This is a genomic window from Tepidiphilus baoligensis, assembly GCF_012911495.1.
Taxonomy (GTDB): Bacteria; Pseudomonadota; Gammaproteobacteria; order Burkholderiales; family Rhodocyclaceae; genus Tepidiphilus; species Tepidiphilus olei.
On sequence record NZ_JAAAUB010000016.1, the window covers coordinates 15,523 to 40,296 of the forward strand.

Genomic DNA, 24,774 nt, shown 5'->3' on the forward strand with positions numbered 1-24,774 from the left:
TGAGAGGGCCGACCCTCGCCTAGCCGGACGACAGCGATCGGCCCGGAAGAGGGAATTACTTACGCAGGCCGAGCCGCTTGATGAGCTCGAGGTAACGCTCGGGTTCGGTGCGCTTGAGGTAGTCGAGCAGCCGACGGCGCTGCGACACCATCTTCAACAGACCCCGGCGGGAATGATGATCTTTCTTGTGTTCGCTGAAATGCGGCTGCAGCCCTTCGATGCGGGCGGTGAGCAATGCGATCTGCACTTCGGGCGAACCCGTGTCGTTGTCGCCGCGTTTGTATTCCGCGATGATGCGGGCTTTGGTTGCGTTGTCTAGCGCCATGGATGTGGTTCTCTCTCGTGAATCTGAACGCAAAAAATGAAAAACGAGCCGCGACCCGGAAGGGATCATTCGGCCGGGATGACCGGAACACGCGACGAAGGCGGCGTTATATTAGCAATGACGCGCTTCGGGGACAAGCCCCGCACCGGGTCACATTCCCCCAAACCGATGAAAATGGGGATTCCCTCCTCGCGTGCCCCATAGACGCGCACCATGCCAGAGGAACGGGAATCCCCAAGCGCGGCACGGGCGATGCGCTGTCCGGCAAGAAAAGCCAGGGTTCGGGTCGCATCCAGCTCGACCCGCGGCAGGTCTGCCACCAAGGCATCGGGCGGCAGCAGCCATTCCCGCCCTTGCGCTCCCGCTTCCTCCCATTCGGCGAGCGTTCTCGCCTTCTCGACCGAAAAGGGGCCGATCGCCAGGCGTCGCAGCCGATCGATGTGCGCGGGCACCCCCAGCGCTGCGCCGAGGTCTTCGGCGAGCGTGCGGATGTACGTTCCCTTGCCGACGCGGGCATAGAGGGTGGCCGCCGCGAGGGATTCGTCCCACTCCACGAGACGCAGCTCGTGGATCGTCACCGGCCGGGGCGCACGCTCGATCGTCACCCCCTCGCGGGCGTAGCGGTAGAGCGGCTTGCCTTCGTGCTTCAGCGCCGAGACCATGGGCGGCACTTGCTCGATGGTGCCGAGAAAACGCGGCAGCACCTCCTGCACCGCTCCAGCGCCGAAGGAAACCGGGGCGCGGGCGATCACCTCTCCTTCGGCGTCCCCCGTAGAGGTGGCCACCCCAAAACGCACGCGAGTGAGATAGACCTTGTCGGCTTCCAGCCAGCGCTGGGCGAACTTGGTCGCCTCGCCGAAAGCGAGCAGCATGAGGCCGGTCGCCATGGGGTCGAGCGTACCGGTATGCCCCGCCTTCGCCGCCCCCAAGGCACGGCGCACCCGTTGCAGCGCGGCGTTCGCCGTGAGCCCCTCGGGCTTGTCGAGCAGCGCCACGCCGTCAAGCACCACGGTCTTCGCCCTCGCCATCCTTTCCCGGTTCCTTGCCCACTGCCTCGTCGATGAGATGCGCCAGGCGCAGTCCCCGTTCGATCGACTCGTCGTAGACGAAGGTGAGCTGTGGGATAGTGTGGATGTGCAGACGCCGGCCGAGCTCGCGGCGCAGGAACCCCGCCGCGTGCTGCAACCCCTCGAGGAGCTCCGGGATGGTGGCCGGATCGGCGAGCGTGGACACATACACCTTGGCGTGCGCGAAATCCGGACTCACGTCGACGGCGGTGATGGTGACGAAGCCCACACGGGGATCCTTCACCTGCCGCGCGATCAGCTCGGCCAATTCTTCGCGGATGCCCTCGGCCACCCGCGGCAGGCGGGTCCGATTGCCGCCTTTCATGCCAAGGTCCTCGCCACTTCGCGCACTTCGAACACTTCGATCTGGTCGCCTTCCCGAATGTCGTTGTAGCCCTTGACCGACAGGCCGCATTCGTAGCCGGCCTTGACTTCGCGCACGTCTTCCTTGAAGCGTTTGAGCGAATCGAGCTCGCCCTCGTGGATGACGACGTTGTCACGCAACACGCGCACTCTGGCGCCGCGCTTGATCGTGCCTTCGAGCACGTAGCAGCCCGCCACGGTACCGACCTTGGGCACGCGGAAGACCTGACGCACCTCGGCCAGACCGATGATCTCTTCCTTACGCTCGGGCGAGAGCATGCCGCTCAAGGCCGCCTTGATCTCGTCGACCGCGTCGTAGATGATGTTGTAGTAGCGGATGTCCACACCGTAGCTCTCGGCGAGCTTGCGCGCGCTGGCGTCGCTGCGCACGTTGAAGCCGATGATGATGGCGTTGGACGCCTGAGCGAGGTTGACGTCGCTCTCGCTGATGCCACCCACGGCGCCGTGGATGACCTGCACCTTGACTTCGTCGGTGGAGAGTTTCTCCAGCGACTGCTTGAGCGCCTCGAGGGAACCCTGCACGTCGGCCTTGATGATGATGGGCAGCGTCTTCACCTCGCCCTCGCTCATCTGCTCGAAGAGATTCTCGAGCTTGAGCGCCTGCTGCTTGGCGAGTTTCACCTCGCGGAACTTGCCCTGGCGATAGAGGGCGATCTCACGCGCCTTGCGCTCGTCGGGCAGCACCACGAACTCTTCGCCCGCCTGCGGCACGTCTTCCAAGCCCAGGATCTCGACGGGCATCGAAGGTGCGGCCGAGTCGACCGGTTTGCCGGTTTCGTCGAGCATGGCCCGCACACGCCCCCAGGTGGAACCGACGAGCACCACGTCGCCCTTGCGCAGCATGCCGCTTTGCACCAGCACGGAGGCCACCGGGCCGCGCCCTTTGTCGAGGCGTGCCTCCAGCACGATCCCTTTGGCCGGGCCTTCGGCCGGCGCCTTGAGCTCCAGCACCTCGGCCTGCAGCAAGATGCCTTCGAGCAGCTCGTCGATCCCCTGCCCCGTCTTGGCCGAGACATTGTAGAACATGGTGTCACCGCCGTATTCTTCCGGGATCACGCCTTCGGCCACGAGCTCTTGCCGCACGCGCTCGGGCTTGGCCTCTGGCTTGTCGATCTTATTGACGGCAACGATGATGGGCACGCCGGCGGCACGCGCGTGGTGGATCGCCTCGCGCGTCTGCGGCATCACCCCGTCGTCGGCGGCCACCACCAGCACCACGATGTCGGTGGCTTGCGCACCCCGCGCCCGCATGGCCGTGAAGGCCTCGTGACCCGGCGTGTCGAGGAAGGTGATGGTGCCGCGCGGCGTTTCCACGTGATACGCCCCGATGTGCTGCGTGATGCCGCCCGCCTCGCCCGCAGCCACCTTGGTGCGGCGGATGTAGTCGAGCAGCGACGTTTTCCCGTGGTCGACGTGACCCATGACGGTGACCACCGGCGGACGCGGTTTTTCTTCGTAGTGCTGCTCGCCGACTTCCTCGAGGAAGGCATCCGGTTCGTCCAGACGGGCGGGCACGGCCTTGTGCCCCATCTCTTCGACCACGATCATGGCCGTTTCCTGGTCGATGACCTGGTTGATGGTGGCCATGATGCCCATCTTCATCATGGTCTTGATGACCTCGGTGGCCTTGACCGACATCTTGTGCGCCAACTCGGCCACGGTGAGGGTCTCGGGCACATGGACTTCGCGCACGATCGGTTCGGTGGGCGCCTGGAATTGTTGGGAACGTGATTCCGTCCCCCGGGGAGCGCGTTTGCCCGCCTTCCCGCCCTTGCCACCTCCCTTCCAGCCGGCGCTGCCATCGTCGAGGGCGCGGACTTTGAGCCCGCCGCGTTTGGGTGCCCGTTCTTCGACTTTTTTCTCGACCTTCTTCTCTTTGTCCTTCACCTTGTGCAGGGTCGGACGCTCTTCCGTCGCTGGTTTGGCCGTGCCGAGAGCCGCCTCGGCAGTGGCAGTCGCTGCTTTTTCGGCCTTCGCCGCATCCTCTCGCAGCTGAGCCTGCGCGCGTGCCTGACGAGCGAGCTCGCGTTCGCGCTTGGCGCGCAGATCGGCCTCCTGGCGGGCACGCAGCTCGGCCTGACGCTTGGCTTCGGCCTCTCGGCGTGCGATCTCTTCAGGGGGCAAGATGGATGCCGCGGATGGCTGAGGTTTGGGCTCGAGCGGCGTCGCGGTCCGCTCGGGCTCGGGTGCCGATGGGGGCTCGGTCGCCTTCGACTCGGCGACGGGAGGAGCCTCCGGTGCGGCGGCTCGAGCCGGGGGCTTCGAAGTCGTCACTTCCTGCGCGGCGTCCGCGCGCTCCTCGCTCGCCGTAACTTCAACCATCTCGGGCTCGGTCGTTTCGGCGGGCACGGGGGAGATCGTTTCGGCAGAAGGCGCCGGACGCGCCGACGGAGCCGATTCGACCGTTGTGGTCGCCTTCAGCGCCGCCTCGAGCTTGGCCTGCTCCTCCTTCGCCTTGGCGAGCAGCTCGTCGCGGTTGACCAGCACCCGCTTCTTGCGCACCTCGACTTGCACGGTACGTGCGCGCCCCTGGGCATCGGTGGCTCGCAGGGCGGAGGTTTCCTTGCGAGTGAGCGTGATCTTGCCACTGCCGCCTTCGCCGTGCTGACGTTTGAGAAAAGCGAGCAGTTGCGCCTTGTCCTTGGCCGTGATGCCATCTTCGGCGCTCTTCTTCTCTACGCCCGCCTGCTGCAATTGGTCGAGCAAGCGTTGTACGTCGAGCCCTAGCTCTTCGGCGAATTCTTTGACGTTTTTCGTTTCCATCTTGCTGTCCCCTTACTCGAACCAATGGGCGCGCGCCTTGGTGATCAAATCGGCGGCGCGCTCATGGTCGATGCCGGTCAATTCGGCGAGCTCGTCGCTCGCCAGTTCCGCGAGATCGTCGAGCCGGGTGATGCCCTGGCGAGCGAGCTTCACGGCCAGATCCTTGTCCATCCCTTCGAGCTCAAGGAGTGCAGGCTCCACCTGTTCGATCGCCTCCTCGATGGCGATCGCTTCCGAGAGCAGCGCCGTGCGGGCGCGTTCGCGCAGCGCCTGCACCGTCTCTTCGTCCAGGCCCTCGATCGCCAGCATTTCGGAGAGCGGCACATAGGCGATCTCCTCGAGCGAGGAAAAGCCCTCGTCGATCAGCAGATCGGCAAGCTCCTCGTCCACGTCGAGTTTCTCCATGAAGAGAGCGCGCAAAGCTTGCCGTTCCTCTTCCTGTTTCTGCTGCGATTCGGCTTGGCTCATCAGGTTGATGGTCCAACCGGTGAGCTCGGAGGCGAGCCGCACGTTCTGGCCGCCGCGGCCGATGGCGATGGCGAGGTTCGCGTCGTCGACCACCACGTCCATGGCGTGTTTTTCTTCATCGACCACGATGGAGAGCACCTCGGCCGGCTGCAGCGCCGCGATCACGTACTGCGCCGGATCGGGCGACCAGACGATGATGTCGATCTGTTCCTGGGCGATCTCGTTGCGGACCGCCATCACCCGCGAGCCGCGCATGCCCACGCAGGTACCCACCGGATCGAGCCGCGGATCCTTCGAATGCACGGCGATCTTGGAGCGCAGACCGGGGTCGCGGGCGCAGCCCTTGATCTCGATGAGCCCCTCCTCGATCTCCGGCACCTCCAGCTCGAAGAGCTTGACGACCAACTCGGGCGAGGTGCGCGAGAGGATCAGCTGCGGCCCGCGGCCGCTGCGGTCGATGCGGATGACCACCGCCTTGATGCGGTCGCCGACGCGCAGCGCCTCGCGCGGAATCATCTGCTCGCGCGGCAGGAGCGCTTCCAGCCGACCGATCTCGACGATGGCGTTGCCGCGCTCCATGCGCTTGATGGTACCGGACACGAGCGTTTCCTTGCGCGAGAGGAATTCTTCGAGGATCTGCTCGCGCTCGGCGTCGCGAATCTTCTGCAGCACGATCTGCTTGGCCGTCTGCGCCCCTATCCGCCCCAAATCCTGCACCGGGATCTCTTCCTCGTAGTATTCGCCCACGCGGATGTCGGGATCGATCTCGCGCGCGTCGATGAGCCCCATCTCGCGCTCGTCGTTGGTCACTTCGGCATCGGGCAACACCAACCAACGCCGCCAGGCGCGGTACGTGCCGGTGGAACGGTCGATCTCCACGCGCACGTCGGCGTCTTCGTGGAGATGCTTCTTCGTGGCGGAGACGAGCGCCGCTTCCAGCGCAGCGAAGACGACATCCTTGGAGACGTTCTTTTCATGGGCCAGCGCATCGACCAACAACAGCAGTTCGCGACTCATCGTTTCTTACCTCCGAAACCGTCGAATTGGGGGACGAGGCGGGCCCGGTCGATCTCCGCCAACGCGAATTCATGTTCTCCCAGGTCGCTCGAGACGCGCACCCGATCCTCTTCGATACCCAGCAGTTCCGCTTTCAGATTCTTGCGCCCCTGCCAGGGCTCATGCAGCTTGAGCTGGACCTGGGAACCGACGAAACGGGCGAAATCGCGTGGTTTCTTCAGCACCCGGTCGAACCCCGGCGAGGAGACTTCCAGACGGTCGTAGTCGATGTCCTCGACCTCGAACACGCGCTGCAGCTGATCACTCACCGCCGCACAGTCGTCGACGGTGACACCGCGCTCGATGTCGATGAACACGCGCAGAATGCGCGCCCGGGGCGAGACTTCGAAATCGACGAGCTCGAACCCCATGCCTGAGACCACCTGCTCGACCAAGGCTTCCAGATCCACCATGTTTCACCCGAGAAAAAAAAATGGGCCAGAAGAGCCCATTTCCGTTTGCTTACCAACCGGAAATCCGGGCAACTTAGCAAGTTTGCCCGGACGAGATGATGAACTATAGCACCATCGAGGGGGTTTTTACAAGAGAGGGTGTTTCTACAAGATATTAGATCGACACGCCCCACACTTCTCGAAAAAGCGCTATATTTAGAGCCATATTCGTAGCCGTTACTTTGAGGGGAACGCATCATGGATGCAATCTACGCCAACTACTCCATCAGCATGTCCGAGTTCAAGCGCAACCCGGCACGGGTGCTGCGCGCCGCGGGCGAGAAGCCCGTGGCGGTACTCAACCACAACCGTCCAGCCTTCTACCTGATCACTCCCAAGCTCTTCGAGGCGCTGGTCGAAGAGTTGGCCGACCGCGATTTGGTCGATTTAGCCCGCCGACGTCTGGCCATGAAGGACAGCGCCGTCGAGGTGGATCTTGACGAGCTCTGATCCTTCGTCCGGGGCAACGAAATATCGCCTGAAGTTTCTGCCCGCAGCGCTGGAGGAATGGAACGCCCTGGACGGCAGCCTCAAAGCCGTCTTCAAGAAACTACTCGAGAAGCGTCTGGAGCAGCCGCGCGTCCCCGGCGCGGAATTGCACGGGGATCTGCGCGACTGCTACAAGATCAAACTGCTCAAGCAGGGCTACCGACTGGTGTATCAGGTCGAGGACGATGCTCTGGTCGTGCTGGTGCTGGCCATCGCCAAGCGCGAGGACATGGTGGTCTATCGCGCGGCCATCGAGCGACTGATTGCAGATCGGTAGTGCCATCCCTTCTGCGATGGCGCGCGCTCGCGGCTTTTTCACCCCACCCAGCGACGGGCATTGAGGAAGAGTTGGAACCACGGCGATTCCTCGCCCAGGCCGGCCGGCGCCCAAGACCATTGCACCGTGCGGAAAGCGCGTTCCGGGTGTGGCATGAGGATGGTGAATCGACCATCGGGCGTGGTGAAGCCCGTGGTGCCGCCCGCGGAGCCGTTCGGATTGAACGGATAGCGCTCGGTAGGGGCGCCGCGGTGATCGACGTAGCGCAGCGTCGCGATCGCCTTGGCAGCCTGTTCGGACGAAGCGAACTCGGTACGCCCCTCGCCGTGGCTCACGACGATGGGCAATCTGCTGCCCGCCATGTCCGCGAAGAAGATGGAAGGGCTCTCGAGCACTTCCACCATCACGAAGCGCGCCTCGAACTGCTCGCTGCGGTTGCGCACGAAACGCGGCCAGTGCGCCGCCCCGGGGATGATGGGGGCGAGCTGCGCCATCATCTGGCAGCCGTTGCACACCCCCAGAGCGAAGCTGTCTTCGCGCGCGAAGAACGCCGCGAACTGCGCCCGCAGCGTTTCATTGTAGAGAATGGCCTTGGCCCAACCCGCCCCGGCTCCGAGCACGTCACCATAGGAAAACCCGCCGCAGGCGGCGATTCCCTTGAATTCCTCGAGCCGGCGCCGGCCGGCGATGAGATCGGTCATCGGCACGTCCACGGCCTCGAACCCGGCCCGGGAGAATGCCGCGGCCATTTCCGCGTGGCTATTGACCCCCTGCTCGCGCAGGATGGCCACGCGCGGGCGCGCGCCGCTTGCCACCATGGGCGCCTTGCCCACCTCGAAAGTGGGCGCGCAGGAAAGGCCGGGGTCCTCGGCATCGGCGAGCGCGGCAAACTCTTCCTCGGCGCAGGTTTCGTCATCGCGCAAGCGGGCGATGCGCCGGCTCACTTCGCTCCAGCGCTGCCACAGCGCCGTGCGCTGGGCGGCGTAGAGGAGCTGTCCGCCGTGCCACAGGCGCAGTTCGTCGCGATCGTTCAGCGTGCCGACGAAATGATGCGCGAGGCCGTGTTCGCGCAGGATCTCGCGCACCTCCTCGCGCCGGTCGCGCTCGATCTGGATGAGCGCCCCCAGCTCCTCGGCAAAGAGCGCCGAGAGCACCGCGTCGTTGCGCCGTCCGAGCACGGTGTCGGATCGCTTGGTCGAATCCACGTCCAGGCAAGCGCCCGCGATCGCCACTGTGTCGAGCTGCAGCGAAAGGCCGCAGCCTGAGGCGAACATCATCTCGGCGGCGCAGGCGAGCAAGCCGCCGTCGGAGCGGTCGTGGTAAGCGAGCACCAGGCCGCGCGCGCGCAGTGCCCGCAGCGCGTGCCAGAATCCGGTCAGCGTCTCGGGGCGCACGTCGGGCGCCTGCTCGCCCACCGAGGCATACACTTGGGCGAGCGCCGAGCCTCCCAGGCGGTTTTTCCCCTCGCCCAAGTCGATCAGCACCAATTCCGTCTCGCTCGTGCCCTCGCGCACGAGCTCCGGCGTGAGCGTGCGGCGCACGTCCTCGACCGGAGCAAATGCCGTGACGATGAGCGACACGGGCGAGACCACCTCGCGCTCGCTGCCGTCGGCCTCGCGCCAAGCCGTCTTCATGGAGAGCGAATCCTTGCCCACCGGAATCGCGAACCCCGCGCTCTGGCAGAAACGGCTCACGGCCGCGACCGTCTCGTAGAGCCGCGCATCCTCGCCGCGGTGCCCCGCCGCCGCCATCCAGTTGGCCGAGAGTTTCACCCGCGAGAGTTCGGCCACGTCGGCCGCGGCGAGGTTGGTGATCGCCTCACCCACCGCCATGCGCCCCGAGGCGGCCGGATCGACGCAGGCAAGCGGCGTGCGCTCGCCCATGGCGAAAGCCTCGCCCGCGTATCCCGTGAAATCGGCCGAAGTGACCGCCACGTCGGCCACCGGCACCTGCCAGCGCCCCACCAGCTGGTCGCGCGCCGTCAAGCCGCCGACGGTGCGATCTCCGATCGTGACGAGGAACTTCTTGCTCGCCACCGACGGCAGCGCCAGCACCCGCTCGATCGCCTCGTCGAGCGCGATCGGCGTGAGATCGAAGGGAGAAAGGTGGATCGCCCGGCGTGAGACGCTACGCACCATCTTCGGCGGCTTGCCGAGCAGCGTCTCCATCTCCATGTGCACCGGATCGTTGCCGAAGAGCCGGTCGTGCACGACGAGCATGCCGTCCTCGCTCGCCTCGCCCACCACCGCGAAGGGACAACGCTCGCGCGCGCAGATGGCGGCAAAGCGCTCGAGCTGCTGCGGCGCCACGGCCAACACATAGCGCTCCTGCGCCTCGTTGCACCAGATCTCGCGCGGGCTCATGCCCGGCTCCTCGATCGGGATTTCGCGCAGCTCGATGTGCGCACCCAGACCGGCCCCATCGACGAGCTCGGGCAAGGCGTTCGACAGCCCCCCGGCGCCCACGTCGTGGATGGAGAGAATGGGATTGTCGATGCCGAGTTGCCAGCAGCGGTCGATCACTTCCTGACAGCGGCGCTGCATCTCCGGGTTGCCCCGCTGCACCGAGGCGAAGTCGAGCTCCGCCTCGTTCGTGCCCGCGCTCACCGAAGAGGCCGCCCCGCCGCCCAGGCCGATCAGCATCCCCGGCCCGCCGAGCTGGATCAGCAGCGTGCCCGGCGCGAAACCGACTTTCTTCGCCTGCCGCGCCTGGATCGCCCCCACCCCGCCGGCGATCATGATGGGCTTGTGGTAGCCGCGCACCTCGCCGTCGACTTCGAGCTCGAAGGTACGGAAATAACCGGCGAGATTGGGGCGGCCGAACTCGTTGTTGAACGCCGCCGCCCCGATCGGCCCCTCGATCATGATCTCCAAGGGCGAAGCGATGCGCCCCGGTCGCCCATGAGCGCGCTCCCAGGGTTGCTCGAAGTCGGGCAAATGCAAGTTGGAGACGGTGAACCCGGCAAGCCCTGCCTTGGGTCTGGCCCCGCGGCCGGTGGCCCCCTCGTCGCGGATCTCGCCGCCCGCGCCCGTGGCCGCACCCGGGAAAGGCGAGATCGCCGTCGGATGATTGTGCGTCTCGACCTTGCCGAGAAAATGCATGCGCTCACGGTGGGCGCGCCACACGCCGTCGGCATCGGGATGCAGCACCTCGCACTCACGCCCTTCGAACACCGCCGCGTTGTCGGCATAGGCCACGATGGTGCCTTCGGGATGCGCCGCGTGCGTGTCGCGAATCCATTGGAAGAGGGACTTTTCCTGCTCCTGGCCGTCGATGATCCATCGAGCGTTGAAGATCTTGTGCCGGCAATGCTCGGAATTGGCCTGAGCGAACATCATGAGCTCGACGTCGGTCGGATCGCGCCGCATACGCCGGTAGGCTTCGAGCAGATAGTCGATCTCGTCGTCGGAGAGCGCCAGGCCCATGGCGCGGTTCGCCGCTTCCAGCGCCGCGCGCCCTTCACGCAGGAGCGGCACCGTCTCGAGCGGCTTGGGCGGAAAATGCGCAAAGAGCCTCACCCCTTCGGCCGGGTCGTGGACGACCGATTCCGTCATGCGATCGTGCAGCAGCGCCTCCACCGCCGCGCGCTGCGCCGCGGCGAGCCGCCCGAACCCCTCCAGCCGATAGACGATGCCCCGCTCCAGCCGGCGCACCGCCGAAAGCCCGCACTGGCGCACGATGTCGGTGGCCTTGGAGGACCACGGCGAGATCGTGCCGAAACGCGGCAGCACCACCAGCACGTCCGCCGGCGCCTCCACCGGCGCCGGCTGCGCCGCCAGGAGCTCCATGAGGCGCCCGCGGGCGAGCGCATCGAGCGGCGTGTCGCACTCGGCCCAGAACCACTGTTGCGCCGACAGCGTCGCCTCCCGGCCGATCGCCGCGGCCAAACGCCGCGCCAGACGCTGCAACCTCGGCGCCGACCAGGCAGCGCCCCCTGCGAACGAGACGATTTCGCTCATGAATGACCGCCAACGAACCGGAAACGGGAATTATACCGTTTGCCGTGCCCTTTATTTCCTGGTCGGCTTCGTCTATGATGGCGAATAAGGGAGCCGCCTCGAACGACCGTCGCGCCGAGCCTCGGTACGAAGCGCCCAAGACAGCCGCATGTTCCCCCTCCCGCGTACGGGCGCAGATCGGCACACCGCACCGTGCAGCGAACCCTCTCTGATCGGAGCCACGCCAATCGACATGAGCAGAAGAAAGATTCGAGTGCGCCAGCTTTACTGGATCCTCGGGCTCACCCTGATCGCCATCGTACTCACCCCGCTGGTGCGGCTCTTATGGCACCCCCCCACCACGGTCCAGACCCCGACGAAAGAGCCTCCACTCCCCTGGAGCATCACGTTCGACGAGGCTGGCCGCCCGTCCGTTTTCGGTCTCGTCCTCGATTCGAGCACCGTTGCCGACGTTCTTCAACACCTCGGCAAAGGTGGTGGTCAGTGGGCGATCCTCGAACGCCCCGGAAACCCACCCGTGCTCGAAGCCTATTACCCTGATTTCATCGTCGGACGAATCGAAGGCAAACTCATCCTCCGGTTCTCCGGCGACCCCGAGGCGCTCTCGCGCGAATTCACCCGCCACGGCCGGGCCGAACCCACCGCCAGCGGCGCCCGCAAGGTCGAGGTCGGCCCAGAAAGTCTCTCCAGGCTATCCCGGCTTCCCCTCACCCTCATCACGTTCCTGCCCAAAGCGCAAATCGACGAGGCCATATTGCGCGAACGGTATGGTTCACCGGCCCACCAGTGGCTCGAGGAAGAAACCAAGGTTCAACACTATCTCTACCCCGAGCGCGGCATCCACATCCTGCGCACCGAGCGCGGCCGTACCGTGATCGAATACACCACGCCCGAACGATTACGTCGGCACCTTTCGATCGAACGGCATTGATTCGACCTTTCGAACCTCGTATAATCCGCGGTTTTCGATCACCACCGTACATCGAGGAACACACATGGTCGTCATCCGTCTCGCCCGTGGCGGCGCCAAGAAGCGCCCCTTCTACAGCCTCGTGGTCACCGATTCGCGCAATCGCCGCGACGGTCGCTTCATCGAACGCGTCGGCTACTACAACCCGCTCGCCTCCGGCAACGAAAAAGGCCTCTCCATCGATTTCGCCCGCCTCGACTACTGGACCAGCCACGGCGCCCAGCTCTCCCCCACCGTGCGCCGCCTCGTCAAACAAGCGCGCCAGAACGCCGCCTGAATCTCGCTCCATGGCCATCGTCGTCCTGGGGCGCCTCGTCGCCCCGTTCGGCATCAAAGGCTGGTTCAAACTCCACGCATACGGCGACGACCCCGGTTCCTGGGCCGAAATGCCCCATTGGTGGGTCGCGCCCGCCCCCGATGCTCCCTCGGAATCTTGGCAGACCCTGTCGCTCGCCGAGCTGCGTCCGCACGGCCGCGGGCTCATCGTCAAGTTTGCCGGCATCGACGATCGCACGGCCGCCGAAGCCTACCAGGGGTGGTACATCGGTGCGCCGCGCGAGGCCCTGCCCGAGCCCGAAGAAGACGAATACTACTGGGGTGATTTGATCGGTGCCGAGGTGTATACGAAAGGCGGCACTGCGCTGGGCCGCGTCGCCGAGCTGATTGCCACCGGCGCGAACGACGTCCTCTCCGTACGCGACGAAGCGCACGATCGCACCCGCCTCATCCCCTTCGTGCGCGCCTACGTACTCGACGTCGATCTCCCCGGGCGCCGCATCACCGTCGACTGGGACCCCGACTGGTAGTCGATGCGCCGCTACGACGTCGTCACGATCTTCCCCGCCATGTTCGCTGCGCTGACCGAGCACGGCGTCACCCGGCGCGCGCGCGAGCGCGGCCTCTATGAACTCGCGCTGCACGATCCGCGCGACTTCACCCACGATCCGCACCGGCGCGTCGACGACCGCCCCTACGGCGGCGGCCCCGGCATGCTCATGCGCCCGGAACCGCTCACCGCCGCCCTGCGCCACGCTCGCGCCGAGCAGCTCCGCGCGGTCGGCACCCCCGGTCCGGTCATCTATCTCTCGCCCCAAGGCAAGCGCCTCGATCACGCCGAAGTGATGCGGCTTGCCGCGCGCCCCTCTTTCATTCTGCTCTGCGGCCGTTACGAGGGCATCGATCAGCGCGTGATCGAAGCCGAAGTGGACGAAGAACTCTCCCTCGGCGATTTCGTCCTCACCGGCGGCGAGCTCGCCGCCATGGTCGTGCTCGACGCGGTGATCCGCCAATTGCCCGGAGCGCTGGGCGACGCGCAGTCGGCCGAAGCCGACTCTTACGTCGGCGGCCTGCTCGATCACCCCCACTACACCCGCCCCGAAGTCTTCGAAGGCCGAGCGGTGCCCGAAGTGCTGCGCTCGGGCAACCATGAAGCAATCGCACGCTGGCGCCTCAAGGAACGCCTGCGCCGCACCCGGACGTTGCGCCCCGATCTCCTCGCCTCCCGCCCCCTTTCCGTGCTAGAATCGCGCCTGCTCGAAGAACTCGAGCAAGAAGAGAAACGCGACACATCAGCCTGAAACCCGGCTGCTCTGTGCGCAACCAGCCCCCTCGAGGGGCGTTTTTGCTACCAGGAGCTCCCGATGAACCTGATCGAACAGATCGAACGCGAAGAAATCGCCCGGCTCACCGCCGACAAGTCCATCCCCGACTTCCGCGCCGGCGACACCGTCGCCGTGCAGGTCAAGGTGAAAGAAGGCAACCGCGAGCGGCTGCAAACATTCGAAGGCGTGGTTATCGCCCGCCGCAACCGCGGCCTCAATTCTTCCTTCATCGTGCGCAAAATCTCCTCCGGCGTGGGCGTGGAGCGTACCTTCCAGCTCTATTCCCCGTTGGTCGCCTCGATCCAGGTCGTGCGCCGCGGCGACGTGCGCCGCGCCAAGCTCTACTATCTGCGCGAGCGCAGCGGTAAAGCCGCCCGCATCAAGGAAAAGATCGTGCGCAAGAACCGCGAAGGCGCGGCCCAGCAATCCGAGCAGTAAGCCCTCCGGCATCTACCACGCCGAAACGCACGGGGAAAAGGAAAAAGGCCCGCACGGGCCTTTTTCTTTCATATCCTCCTCAGCGTCGCTCCACCCAATGCATCATTGCCAGGGCGAGCAAGGTGAAAGTCATCGCGGGCAGCGCGGCCGCCAACCAGGGCGACCACCCCGCGAGCACCCCCAGGCTGCCCGCGAGGGAATTGAGCAAGTGGAAGGCCACTCCGAGCAAAGTCCCCAGGAACACCTTGAAACCGATCGGAGCGCCTCGTGCATGCCCCAAGGCAAAGGGCAAGGCCAATGTCACCATCACCAAGGCCGTCAGCGGATAGACCAATTTGCGTCCCAGGGCCTGCAAATAGCGATCCGCGTTCTGTCCATTGCGTATGAGATGCCTGCTGAACGTGTAGAGCGCGCCGATGCTCATGCGGTACGGCTCCACCATCAGCACCGCCAGCACACGGGGCGTGAGCTCCGTGCTCCATTCGAGCTCCGGCAGCGACTCCGCCGTGATCCTCTCGGGCGCGAGCCGGCGCCGTTGCACCTCTTTCAAACGCCACACGCCCTGCACGGGATCGAATTCCGCCTCCTTCACCTGGTCGATCGCCGTCATCACCCGATCCGGCCCGAAACGATAGATCTCCAGCTCGCGCAGCCGCCCATCACTCCCCAGGCGACGCACGTTGAGGAAATCCTCCCCCTCTCGGATCCACAAGCCCGAGCGCATGTCCGTGGAAAAATCGCTTCCACCCATCGCCTGCAAACGAAAACTTCGCGCCGTCTGCTCCGCCGGAGGCACCAGCCACTCCCCCACCGCGAAAATGATCACGCCCTGGATCAGCGCCGCCAGGGCGAGGATACGCCACAGCCCACCCACCGACATGCCGGAAGCGCGCAGCACAGCCAGCTCCGAATGCCGCGCCAGCTGCGCCAGCGCCGCCAGCGTTCCCACCAGCAGCGCAATGGGCAGCAACTCGTACAAACGAGACGGAAGCCGCAACACGACATAGAGCGCGGCCTCTTTCAGGCCATAAGCCCCACGTCCGATATCATCGAGCTGATCGACGAAATCGAAGAAAAGAAAGAGTGCGATGAACACGGCCGTCACCACCGCCGTGGCCCGCAACACCTCCGTCACGATCCAGCGTGACAGCACGCTCATCCCCGTCTGTTCCTCCAGACCATCAAGCCGAGCCAGGCCAACGCAGCCAGCGCGTGCGGCAACATCAACCCCGACCAGAACTCCATTCGACCCCGCGCAATCCACCCGTAACTCACGCTGATGAAATTCGTGTACGTCACGAACACGAGCACGGCCATCACCAAGGCGTACCCCTTGCTCGTACGCGGACTCGACTCACCCAGCGGCAAAGCCATCGCAACGAGCAGCAACACCGCCAAGGGCAAGCCCAAACGGCGGGCGAGCTCTGCCAATGCCTGCCGCCCCGGCTCGGCCAGCAACTCGGGCAAAGGGATCGCCTTCATCCGGAATCTGGGTGACTCGCCCGCTTTCGCCTGCAAACGCAATTCCTGCCACTCGAACTGCTCGATGCGAAACGCCAACGGCGTCTGCCCTTCTTCGTACCGCCGCCCGTCGAGCAAACGCACCCACTGCGCCTCGTCCCGCTGGAAAAGTTCGGCATCGGCCGCAAAGATCACGGAACTGCGCCCCTCTCGCCGCAAGCGCGCGAACACCTGTTGCCGTCCATCCTGGCCCGGCATCACGAAGAACACCCGCCGCCCATCGCCCGACTCGCGAAACACCCCCGGCGCCACGCTCTGCGTCTCGTCGCGCGCCGCCGCGCTCGCCAACAGCTCTGCACGCTGCCGCTCCGACCAAGGCGACACCCACATCGTGATCCACAGCACCAAGAGCGCCAAGGGAAGCGCGAAAAAGAGCAACGGATCGTAAAAACCCACGCGCGACACCCCGGCCGCACGCCAAACCACCCACTCCGAATCCCGCGCCAAACGCTGGATGGTCAGCAACACCCCAGCGAATCCGCCCAATACCAGCACCAGCGGCAACTGGCCGATCACGCTCAATCCCAAGAAGGTCCACACCAGATCGGCCGGAATCTGACCGCCGGCCGCCTCCCCCACCAGCCGCACCACGAGCACGGTCAGAGCCACGGCGAGCAGCCCAAAGGCCGCCATCGCCGCGTTCTGTACGATCTCGGCTAAAATGCTTCGACGAAAGATCATCGGATCGACTACGAGGAGTGAGCCCGTGGAATTTACCATAAACGTCCAACCCGCCGAAAAAATCCCTGCCACCTCCTTCGTGCTCCCCGTCTTCGCCGACGAACCCACCCTGCTCGTCACACACCTCGACAAGCTCACCAAAGGCAAGCTCTCGGCCCTCCTGAAAGAAGAAACCGATCTCGACAAAGCGGGAAGCCTGCACACCTACACCACGCTTCCGGGGCTGGACGCCGAACGCCTGCACGTCGTCTCCCTGGGCCCGCGCGCCAAGCTCGACCGCCGCGCCTGGATGAAAGCGGTGCGCTCTGCCGCCGCCGCGCTCGCCAACGGCCCCGTCGGCACGGCCGTCGTCTCGCTCGCCGAGATCGAAGTGCCCGGCACCACGCTCACCGAACGCCTGCGCCGGCTGGCCACGGCACTCGAAGACGCCACCTACACCTACGACGCCACCAAAACCACCAACGGCAAGAAACCGCGCGGCGCCGATCGCATCGAACTGCCGCTGCCCACGCCGCTCACGCCCAACGAACTCGCCGCCCTCGAAGAAGGCCGGGCGATCGCCGCCGGCATGGCGCGCGCCCGTGAGCTCGGCAACCTGCCGCCCAACCTCTGCACCCCCGCCAAGCTCGCCGAAACGGCGCTCGAACTCGGCAAGGTCTACGATCTAAAAGTCGAAGTGCTCGAGCGCGAGGATGCCGAACGCCTCGGCATGGGCGCTTTCCTCGCCGTGGCCGCCGGCAGCAAGACGCCTCCCAAATTCATCGTGGCCGAATACCGCGGCAGCGGGAGAAACGCCGCAAACGCCGCCCCATCGTCCTCGTCGGCAAAGGCGTCACCTTCGATTCGGGCGGTATCTGCCTCAAGCCCGCCGCCCAGATGGACGAGATGAAATTCGACATGTGCGGCGCCGCCGCCGTGCTCGGCACCCTGGAAGCCGTCGCCCGGCTCAAGCTCCCGCTCGACGTCGTCGCCATCGTCCCCGCCACCGAGAACCTCCCCAGCGGCACAGCCACCCGCCCGGGCGACGTCGTGCGCACGCTCGCCGGCCGCACGGTGGAAATCCTCAACACCGACGCCGAAGGGCGGCTCATCCTGTGTGATGCCCTCACCTACGCCCAGCGCGAATACCACCCCGAATGCCTCATCGACGTGGCCACGCTCACCGGCGCCATCGTCATCGCCCTCGGCAAAGAAGCCACGGGGCTGCTCGCCAACGACGACACCCTGGCCCGCGAACTCCTCGCAAGCGGCGAACGCGCCGCCGACCCCGCCTGGCAGCTGCCGCTGTGGGACGAATACCAGGAAGCGCTCAAGAGCAATTTCGCCGACGTGGCTAACGTCAGCACCGACCGCGCCGCCGGCTCCATCACCGCCGCCTGTTTCCTCGCCCGCTTCGTGGAAAACGTCCCCTGGGCGCATCTCGACATCGCCGGCACCGCCTGGCGCTCCGGCGAGAAAAAAGGCGCCACCGGCCGCCCCGTGCCGCTGCTCGTCGAATTCCTCCTCGAGCGCGCCGCCGCCCGGCGTCAGGCCGACTGACTCCTCCCATGGCGCACGTCCGCTTCTATTACGACGTGCCCGAGCCGCTCGCGCTCGCCTACGAGCTCGCCGCCCGCGCCTACCGCGCCGGGCAAAAAGTGGCCGTGCGCCTGGAAGACGAAACCATGCTCGCCACCCTCGCCCATCGCCTCTGGACTCAGGAATCCGGCGCCTTCCTGCCCAACGTCCCCGCCGGCTCGCCGCTCGCCGGGCAAACCCCCATCGTCCTCCTCACGGCCGAAGCGCCCATCCCGCCGCGCCCCGTCCTCATCCAGCTCGCCCGCTCCCATCCCGAGCTGGATCGGAACAGCGAATGGGTTTTGGAGATCGTTGGCCCCCAGGAAAACGACAAGGCCCCTGCCCGAGAACGTTTTCGTCGCTACCGCGCCGAAGGACACGACGTCCAGGCCATCCCCCGCAAGGCCCCGACCCCATGACTCCGACCAACGACCCCGCCGCCCCGCCACTTCCCGTCGACGACCTGCCGCTCCTCACGGAAGTGGTCGACACGCCCTCCCCCGCAAGCGCCTCGTCCCCCTCGCCCTCGCCCAACCAGAACCTCACCCCCACCGCTGAAGCTCAGCTGCGCTGGATCGAACGGCGCCTGCCGCAGATCCTCGCCGAAGAGATGACATTGCTGCAGACCCGCGTCCTCACCCGGCTGAAGCTCGAGCTGGAGCAGGGGCCGCCAAAGTAACGAGCGGCTCACCCCCGCCGCAACACCCCCGGCGTGAGAAAGCGCACGATGCGCCGGTACAGCCAGACGTAGAGCACTGCGAATAAAAAGGACAGCGCTGCCCAACCGCAGGAACTTTGGTCCCGATGCGGCTACAATAGGGGACATGAACGCCCGACACGATGCCAGCTACAAGCACCTCTTCTCCTCACCCAAGGTGGTGCAGCACCTCATCGAAGGGTTCCTGCCCGCCGAAGGGCTGGGGCGACTCGACTTCACCACCCTGGAAAAAGTCCCCGCGAGTTACGTGAGCGAAGACCTGCGCGAGCGCGCCGATGACGTCATCTGGCGGGTGAAGACGGGCGAAGACTGGCTCTATCTCTATCTTCTGATCGAATTCCAGAGTAGCGTCGACCCCTGGATGGCCGTGCGCCTCCTCACCTACGTCGGGCTGCTCTATCAGGACCTCATCAAGGGCGGACAGATCAAGGGCAGGCGCCTGCCGCCGGTTTTGCCCATCGTCTTCTATACCGGCGAAGAACCCTGGAGTGCGGCCACCGACATTGCCGAACTCCTGCCCCAAGACCCGCCCGAGACGCTCGCCAAGTACCTGCCGCGCTTGTCCTACGTGCTCATCGACGAGAACGCCTATAGTGACGAGACGCTCGCCGGGCTGAAGAACGTGGTCGCGGCCACCATGCGGCTCAAGCGCCAGCAACGGCCGCAAGACCTGGCCCGGCTCACCGCTGCGCTGCACAGCTGGTTTGCCGGCGATGCGGAACTCGAACGCCTGCTCACCGTCTGGATTCGAGAATATCTACTGCGCGACCTGCGTCCGGAACTGGACGTACCCGAAGCCCACGACCTGGGGGAGATCACCATGCAACTGGCCGAACGATTCAAGCAATGGGAACGAGAAGTCAAGACCGAGGCCCGACTCGAGGGTCGGCTCGAAGGGCGGCTCGAAGGGCGGCTCGAAGGGCGGCTCGAAGGCGAAGCGCTTTTGCTGCAACGCATGCTCACGCGCCGCTTCGGTCCCTTACCCGAGTGGGCGCAGCAGCGCCTGCGTTCGGCTTCCGGCGAGGAACTCGAGACTTGGGCCGACCGCGTGCTCGATGCCCAGCGGCTCGAAGACGTCTTCGGAAGATGACGGCTGCCTGGTTCCACCCTCACCCCCGCCGCAATACCCCCGGCGTACGAAAACGCACGATGCGCCGGTACAGCCAGACGTAGAGCACCGCGAACCCCAGCGTGAAGCCCATCAGCACGTAGGTGTGCCGCCAGAAGAGCACGGCCGGGATCACCGAGGCCGAGCACAGCAGCCACAGATAGGGCGAAGTGGCCGAATTGCGCCGCACCAGCGACTCCGCCTCTCGCCCCCCCGCCCAGCGCACGATACGGCGGAATACTAACATGTGCAGGTGCAGTCCATCGGGCACGCCGGGAGAGATCCCCCGCACGAACTTCTTGCGGTAGATGGAAAACACCGTCTCGAACACCGGATACACCACGAGGAGCATGGGAAACCACGCCGACACCTCCGGGTGCCGCCCCACCAGCAGCACCGACACCTCGCCGATCAGAAACCCCACCAGATACGCCCCGCCGTCGCCGAGGAAAATGAGCCCCCGCGGGTAGTTCCATAGGAAAAAGCCCAGCAGCGCCCCCACGCTGGCGATGCACACGTTCCACAGCAGGTGGTCCCCCAGCACGTAGGCCACGTACCCCAGCGCCGAGAGGATCATCACCCCCACCATGCCCGCCAGGCCGTTGAAGCCGTCGATGATGTTGATCGCATTGGCCACGCCCCCCACCGCCACCACCGTCACTGCCAACGCCACCGGCCCATAACGGAAGAGGTCATCGACGAGCGGCACGTCCACCCGCGTGAGCACCGCCCCCAGGAGCCAGAACCCCAGCGCCGCCGCCCCCATGGTCAGCAGCAGACGAGCCCCCACGCCCACGCGTTTGGTGACATCCTCGGCCAGCCCCCCGGCAAAGGCAGGAATGCCCGCCACCAGCAACAGGGCGAACTCGCGCGCAATGTCGCGGCCATCCAACCATAACAGCACTGTCACCGCCACCAGCCCCAGCGCCACCCCCACCCCGCCGATGCGCGCCACCGAATGTCGGTGAAACTTCTGCACACCGGAGAAATCGTCGTCGGCCGAGAGATGCCCGTGGAAACGATGCAGCCGGATCACCCCCAGCGTCACCACAAAACTCACCAGAAACGCCACCAGCAGAACGTTCATTCCCTCTCCACCCTTTCCACCCCGAGCAGCGCCATCAGCCGCCGGTTGATCTCGCGCACGTCGAAGCGCTCCTCGGCCAGGCGCCGGCTCTGCGCCCCCATCGGCCCGATTGCCTCCGGATGCGCCACGAACCACAGCATGCGCTGCGCAAGCGCCTCCGCGTCGCGCACCGGCACGAGAAAGCCATTCACCCCATCGACCACCGTCTCGCGGCAACCGGGCGCGTCGGTGGTGATCACCGGCCGGCCCATTGCCATCGCCTCCTGCGTGCTGCGCGGCACCCCTTCGCGATAATAAGAAGGCAAAACATAGACGCTCGCCTGCGCGAGCCACGGCTGCACCGGCACGTGCCCCGGCCATTCGATCGTCCCCTCCTGCACCCAACGCCGCACTTCACTCTCCGTGAGTGCGCCAGGGTTGTCGTCCAGCCCGCCCAAAAGCACGAAGCGCACCTGCGGATGACGCGCCTTCACCCGCCGCGCCGCCTCCACGTACTCCACGATCCCCTTTTCCCGCAGCAGACGCGCCGCGAGCAGAAACGTCACTGGCTCCGTCACCGGCGGAGCCGGACGCCATTGGTCGAGGTCGACGCCGATACCGCCAAGGCACACCACGTTCTCGGGTTTGGCCCAGCGCAGGCGGATCGCCATTTCCTCATCGTCCGGGTTGAGCACGATCAACGGCTTGGCCATCGGCAGGGATAGACGGCCAAGCGTTACCACCGCCTGCCGAATCAATCGCTTGCGCAAGGAAGTTTTTCCCTCTTCCTCGATGAACGTAAACCCCAGCCCTTCGAGCATTGCCACCCGGCGCGGCACCCCGGCCAAACGCGCCGCGAGTGTCGCGTAGATCGTAACCTTGACGATGAAACTGAAGCACACGTCGATACGCAATCGACGCAAGGTACGAGCCAAATCGAGGATGTCTTTTACTTCTCGGACAGGATTTCCCAAAGAACGTGTGATGGAAAAATCCACCGGTTCCGCTCCCAAAGCCCGCACCTTTTCGCGCGCATCCCCGTCGTAGTCGGGTGCAAAAGCGAACACCTCCACTCCCGCCGCCACCAGATCACGGATGAGCGCGCCGCGGAAATTGAGTAGCGAAAATGCCTGGTTGCCGATCAGGGATATTCTCATAAAAAGTCACTCGAAACCGGCGAGCCGATAGGGAACCCATGCAAAAGAGTGCTCGGCAAAAAACATCCATACGCCAAGCACTACTGCGAAAAAACCTATAACAAGGAAGGCAAACGCCCCGCGAATATCGTTTTGCCTAAAAAGCAGTGGACAAAAAGAAAGTACATGTATTTGAAAAGGGAACAAATAAAGAGCCATGCGATCCGTCGCCGTCGACGCAAAAAATGAAAGAGGAAAAGAAATCATCGAAAAAAAAGCCATCAAACCCCAGAATTTTCTTTCCGTGGGAACATGATCGATACGTTTCGCATGAATAAAATAAATGATCGAGGCTAGGAAATTCATCCCCGTTCGAACAAAAGCCCCTTTGCTATCCATCTCTCCTTCGACATACGTCGTCATGAAATGATCGAGGGAACCAAAAAGAAAAAAATAACCGGCCAGAACGAAGGAGATGGCCCCCCCGGTCAAAACCATCAACCGGTTCCGATCCGCTACCCAGGCAACCACAGGAAGCAGGAAAAGCGCAGTTTTGTGAAACGATGCCGCAAGCACCATCCAGAAGAAAAACCGCCCCCACTTTCGGTCCAGCAGCGCCACCATGGCGATCATCGACAAACCGATAGCCACGGACTGCCGGGTATATCCCATCCCTACCACGATGATGAGATACGGCACCGCAACCAGCAATGCCAACCAAGGCAAAGGCTGACGTCTGACGAATGCCACCACCCCCGACATGAACAAAAGCCCACAAAGGGCATTGACCACATAAATGCTTCCCCCCAGACGGTTGACGACCCAGTTTATCAGATAGTACCCAGGATCTCGTCCGGGGGTCACATACTCCGAGAAAGGAGTAACCGCAGCCGATTCGAAATAATCGAGGTAATTCCCCCAGTCTGCGCCCACTTCATGCCGCAATCCGATGACCACGGAAAAAACGGCAATGACCAAGGACCAGACAACCAGCTGCGCCCGCCGGTCCAGCACCCGGACAGGAATCAGCAACAATCCAACCCCGTAAAGCAACCAGTATGGCCACATCTCCTCATGTCCCCCTGCCCCAGCGCTCATTCCACGCCTGGAACATCACAGCACGTCCCAAGGGTAAAAGTGCCACGGTCGAGATCCCGACAGGACCGCCCGCGCGTCGAACCACACTCCCAAATCATCCGGCCCGCGATGCCGCAGGGCATCGGCCATCGCGCGCAGCACCGATTCGGGCTGCTCGGGGAGATTCGTTCCCAAAAAACCGGCGAAACCGCACATTGCTCACCTGCCAACAACAGAACGACGGCAATCTCGAAATGAATTCTCCAACCACACGCATACAGCATTCATGGAGTTTTGCTTCGAAATATAGGGAATGGAAATATTTCTTACATCAGACCGGCGAAAAGACTTTGATTTTATCGCAATCTCGACAATATCTTCAAAAACAATGTCATCTCTCATGAAATAATAGGGGAAATTATCCGGCAATGCAGAATCCCTGTGAGTCGAATATACCGGAACACCGGCAGCAAGCATTTCCCTGACTTTCAGGGTAGTTGCCTCAGTTATACCTTTACGCTCCAAAGCCAAAGAAGCCAATCCAACATCCGCAACAGAGTAGACCTCCATTATGTCATTTTTTTTCATGCTGCTATGCATTATTATGCAGACACGGGAATCGAGCAAACTGATTTCCTTTTTCTGGATTTCATCGATTTCCCCTATAAGATGAATAATCACGGGAAGCGGGGTCGAACCAGAAAAATTTTCAATCGATTTTATCAGCTTGTCCAAGCCGTGCCATATCGAGAAAACACTGCAAACGAAAACTATGTTTATTTTTTTGTCGTTTCTCCTGTCATCCGCCAAAGGGAAAACGTCAACATCAATTCCGTTCAGATATACTCCCGAAGGAATTTTCCGCCCGGATCGGATAAGTTCATTTTCTGCTATTTCGCGTGTTACACCCAATATACCTTTTACAAATTTCAGGGAAAATTTTCCACTCACACGTTCCAGAAGTGAAGCCATCCTTCCCTTCCACCCTGGAGCTACAAGAGGAAGTTCCCGAATTTCGTCGGAATGGTGCACAGAAATCCTGTTTTTCACAAACGGTGCAAATATAAAAACAAAAGGATCAAAAGGAATGTGCCGCATGAGCACAAAATCGGATTCTTTTGCCAATTTCAAACAAACAATCCAGCAGTAAAAATTTCTCAAGAACATGGGTCTAAACATCCATGGTATTCTCTGGGCGAAGGATGGCCCACCATTCTCCGTTGTCAGCAAAACCGTTTTCCAGTTTACAGATGCATTTTTTTGTGCAGCAGAATTTTCATATTCCAATTGAGCAACAATTCCTGATGGAAGTCCTCTTGTCATTGAAAGGGTTACAATACGCATTTTCAATTCCAAAAAATGTCTATTATCAAATAATCTATTAGATTAACTCGCGCATCGTCTCACGACTCAAGAATAATGCACGACGTCGCGGATCAATGCAATCGTTGGGGACCCGACAACTATCTTGATTTGTTCCGCCTGCAGGGGATCACCGAGCCGCTCGAGCTTGGCGCGATGCTCCTCAGCAGCAAAGAGATCGGACTGGATCGCAGTGCGGCGCGTCATCGTTCGGGCTCCTCACGAATCAGGACAGGGGAATTTTATCAGAGGCGAAAGGGCAGGGGTTTTTCGAGGTGCCCGAGAACGAGTGGCAATCG

26 protein-coding genes are annotated in these 24,774 nt (G+C 63.6%); 12 read left to right on the forward strand and 14 right to left on the reverse strand.

Translation table 11 applies throughout. The features are described from left to right. Nucleotides 1-55 precede the first annotated feature (55 nt). From rpsO to rimP, 6 genes are all read right to left on the reverse strand, one after another. Nucleotides 56-325: a 30S ribosomal protein S15 gene (gene rpsO, locus GV368_RS09540; protein ID WP_142804438.1), complete on the reverse strand. Its 270-nt coding sequence runs from the start codon at nucleotides 323-325 to the stop codon at nucleotides 56-58. Nucleotides 326-390: 65 nt separating this feature from the next. Continuing rightward, nucleotides 391-1,353 carry a tRNA pseudouridine(55) synthase TruB gene (gene truB / locus GV368_RS09545; RefSeq protein WP_169116360.1) on the reverse strand — a complete coding sequence of 321 codons (963 nt, stop codon included), beginning with the start codon at nucleotides 1,351-1,353 and terminating at the stop codon, nucleotides 391-393. Then, complete coding sequence (gene rbfA / locus GV368_RS09550) at nucleotides 1,325-1,717, reverse strand: 30S ribosome-binding factor RbfA (RefSeq protein WP_142804436.1); 393 nt, start codon at nucleotides 1,715-1,717, stop codon at nucleotides 1,325-1,327. The genes truB and rbfA overlap by 29 nt, the downstream gene beginning before the upstream one ends. Next, a complete protein-coding gene (gene infB, locus GV368_RS09555) occupies nucleotides 1,714-4,539 on the reverse strand; it encodes a translation initiation factor IF-2 (RefSeq protein WP_169116361.1) in 2,826 nt (941 codons plus the stop codon). The genes rbfA and infB overlap by 4 nt, the downstream gene beginning before the upstream one ends. Nucleotides 4,540-4,551: 12 nt before the next feature. Further along, nucleotides 4,552-6,024 carry a transcription termination factor NusA gene (gene nusA / locus GV368_RS09560; RefSeq protein WP_169116362.1) on the reverse strand — a complete coding sequence of 491 codons (1,473 nt, stop codon included), beginning with the start codon at nucleotides 6,022-6,024 and terminating at the stop codon, nucleotides 4,552-4,554. Further along, nucleotides 6,021-6,476 (reverse strand): ribosome maturation factor RimP, encoded by a 456-nt coding sequence (gene rimP, locus GV368_RS09565; protein ID WP_142804433.1) that lies wholly within the window; start codon nucleotides 6,474-6,476, stop codon nucleotides 6,021-6,023. The genes nusA and rimP overlap by 4 nt, the downstream gene beginning before the upstream one ends. Before the next feature lie 237 nt (nucleotides 6,477-6,713). On the opposite strand from rimP, the gene GV368_RS09570 reads away from it, so the two are divergent. Both GV368_RS09570 and GV368_RS09575 read left to right on the forward strand, forming a co-directional pair. Beyond that, nucleotides 6,714-6,965: a type II toxin-antitoxin system prevent-host-death family antitoxin gene (locus GV368_RS09570; protein ID WP_142804432.1), complete on the forward strand. Its 252-nt coding sequence runs from the start codon at nucleotides 6,714-6,716 to the stop codon at nucleotides 6,963-6,965. Then, entirely contained in the window at nucleotides 6,952-7,281 is a 330-nt protein-coding gene (locus tag GV368_RS09575) for a type II toxin-antitoxin system RelE family toxin (protein ID WP_169116363.1), read from the forward strand. The genes GV368_RS09570 and GV368_RS09575 overlap by 14 nt, the downstream gene beginning before the upstream one ends. Nucleotides 7,282-7,319: 38 nt before the next feature. Here GV368_RS09575 and purL read toward each other — a convergent pair whose 3' ends face one another. Next, the gene (gene purL / locus GV368_RS09580; RefSeq protein ID WP_169116364.1) at nucleotides 7,320-11,240 is read right to left on the reverse strand and encodes a phosphoribosylformylglycinamidine synthase; all 3,921 of its coding nucleotides are present in this window, start codon (nucleotides 11,238-11,240) and stop codon (nucleotides 7,320-7,322) included. 232 nt (nucleotides 11,241-11,472) lie between these two features. Here purL and GV368_RS09585 point away from each other — a divergent pair, with 232 nt between their 5' ends. From GV368_RS09585 to rplS, 5 genes are all read left to right on the forward strand, one after another. Next, a complete protein-coding gene (locus GV368_RS09585) occupies nucleotides 11,473-12,171 on the forward strand; it encodes a hypothetical protein (protein WP_169116365.1) in 699 nt (232 codons plus the stop codon). A 64-nt stretch (nucleotides 12,172-12,235) separates the two neighbouring features. Then, nucleotides 12,236-12,487, forward strand: a complete 252-nt coding sequence (rpsP, locus tag GV368_RS09590; protein WP_142809043.1) for a 30S ribosomal protein S16 — start codon at nucleotides 12,236-12,238, stop codon at nucleotides 12,485-12,487. Nucleotides 12,488-12,503: 16 nt separating this feature from the next. Beyond that, nucleotides 12,504-13,016 (forward strand): ribosome maturation factor RimM, encoded by a 513-nt coding sequence (rimM, locus tag GV368_RS09595; RefSeq protein WP_142804512.1) that lies wholly within the window; start codon nucleotides 12,504-12,506, stop codon nucleotides 13,014-13,016. Nucleotides 13,017-13,019: 3 nt separating this feature from the next. Continuing rightward, nucleotides 13,020-13,787, forward strand: a complete 768-nt coding sequence (trmD, locus tag GV368_RS09600) for a tRNA (guanosine(37)-N1)-methyltransferase TrmD (protein ID WP_169116366.1) — start codon at nucleotides 13,020-13,022, stop codon at nucleotides 13,785-13,787. 63 nt (nucleotides 13,788-13,850) lie between these two features. Continuing rightward, nucleotides 13,851-14,249 carry a 50S ribosomal protein L19 gene (rplS, locus tag GV368_RS09605; protein WP_142804425.1) on the forward strand — a complete coding sequence of 133 codons (399 nt, stop codon included), beginning with the start codon at nucleotides 13,851-13,853 and terminating at the stop codon, nucleotides 14,247-14,249. Between the two features lie 79 nt (nucleotides 14,250-14,328). Here the strand turns inward: rplS and lptG are convergent, their stop codons facing one another. After that, entirely contained in the window at nucleotides 14,329-15,408 is a 1,080-nt protein-coding gene (gene lptG, locus GV368_RS09610) for an LPS export ABC transporter permease LptG (RefSeq protein ID WP_142804424.1), read from the reverse strand. Beyond that, on the reverse strand, nucleotides 15,405-16,451 hold the full coding sequence (gene lptF, locus GV368_RS09615) for an LPS export ABC transporter permease LptF (protein ID WP_169116367.1): 1,047 nt from the start codon (nucleotides 16,449-16,451) through the stop codon (nucleotides 15,405-15,407). Before lptF ends, lptG begins: the two co-directional genes overlap by 4 nt. Nucleotides 16,452-16,476: 25 nt before the next feature. On the opposite strand from lptF, the gene GV368_RS11570 reads away from it, so the two are divergent. The 5 genes from GV368_RS11570 (at nucleotide 16,477) to GV368_RS09635 (ending at nucleotide 19,816) form a co-directional block, all read left to right on the forward strand. Then, nucleotides 16,477-17,340 (forward strand): M17 family peptidase N-terminal domain-containing protein, encoded by an 864-nt coding sequence (locus GV368_RS11570; RefSeq protein WP_206673381.1) that lies wholly within the window; start codon nucleotides 16,477-16,479, stop codon nucleotides 17,338-17,340. Then, nucleotides 17,262-17,990: a leucyl aminopeptidase gene (locus tag GV368_RS11575; protein ID WP_328514256.1), complete on the forward strand. Its 729-nt coding sequence runs from the start codon at nucleotides 17,262-17,264 to the stop codon at nucleotides 17,988-17,990. The genes GV368_RS11570 and GV368_RS11575 overlap by 79 nt, the downstream gene beginning before the upstream one ends. A gap of 8 nt (nucleotides 17,991-17,998) precedes the next feature. Continuing rightward, complete coding sequence (locus tag GV368_RS09625; protein WP_028874759.1) at nucleotides 17,999-18,427, forward strand: DNA polymerase III subunit chi; 429 nt, start codon at nucleotides 17,999-18,001, stop codon at nucleotides 18,425-18,427. After that, nucleotides 18,424-18,687 carry a hypothetical protein gene (locus GV368_RS09630; protein WP_169116368.1) on the forward strand — a complete coding sequence of 88 codons (264 nt, stop codon included), beginning with the start codon at nucleotides 18,424-18,426 and terminating at the stop codon, nucleotides 18,685-18,687. The genes GV368_RS09625 and GV368_RS09630 overlap by 4 nt, the downstream gene beginning before the upstream one ends. A gap of 145 nt (nucleotides 18,688-18,832) precedes the next feature. Further along, nucleotides 18,833-19,816, forward strand: a complete 984-nt coding sequence (locus GV368_RS09635) for an Rpn family recombination-promoting nuclease/putative transposase (protein WP_169116369.1) — start codon at nucleotides 18,833-18,835, stop codon at nucleotides 19,814-19,816. Nucleotides 19,817-19,835: 19 nt separating this feature from the next. Here the strand turns inward: GV368_RS09635 and GV368_RS09640 are convergent, their stop codons facing one another. The 5 genes from GV368_RS09640 to GV368_RS09660 form a co-directional block, all read right to left on the reverse strand. After that, nucleotides 19,836-20,921, reverse strand: coding sequence for an MraY family glycosyltransferase (locus GV368_RS09640; RefSeq protein WP_169116370.1), 1,086 nt, complete (start codon nucleotides 20,919-20,921; stop codon nucleotides 19,836-19,838). Further along, nucleotides 20,918-22,057, reverse strand: coding sequence for a glycosyltransferase family 4 protein (locus tag GV368_RS09645; protein ID WP_169116371.1), 1,140 nt, complete (start codon nucleotides 22,055-22,057; stop codon nucleotides 20,918-20,920). Before GV368_RS09645 ends, GV368_RS09640 begins: the two co-directional genes overlap by 4 nt. A 6-nt stretch (nucleotides 22,058-22,063) precedes the next feature. Next, the gene (locus tag GV368_RS09650; RefSeq protein WP_169116372.1) at nucleotides 22,064-23,134 is read right to left on the reverse strand and encodes an EpsG family protein; all 1,071 of its coding nucleotides are present in this window, start codon (nucleotides 23,132-23,134) and stop codon (nucleotides 22,064-22,066) included. A gap of 198 nt (nucleotides 23,135-23,332) precedes the next feature. Continuing rightward, nucleotides 23,333-24,469 (reverse strand): glycosyltransferase family protein, encoded by a 1,137-nt coding sequence (locus tag GV368_RS09655; RefSeq protein WP_169116373.1) that lies wholly within the window; start codon nucleotides 24,467-24,469, stop codon nucleotides 23,333-23,335. Nucleotides 24,470-24,523: 54 nt separating this feature from the next. Further along, nucleotides 24,524-24,682, reverse strand: coding sequence for a hypothetical protein (locus GV368_RS09660; protein WP_169116374.1), 159 nt, complete (start codon nucleotides 24,680-24,682; stop codon nucleotides 24,524-24,526). Nucleotides 24,683-24,774: the final 92 nt, after the last annotated feature.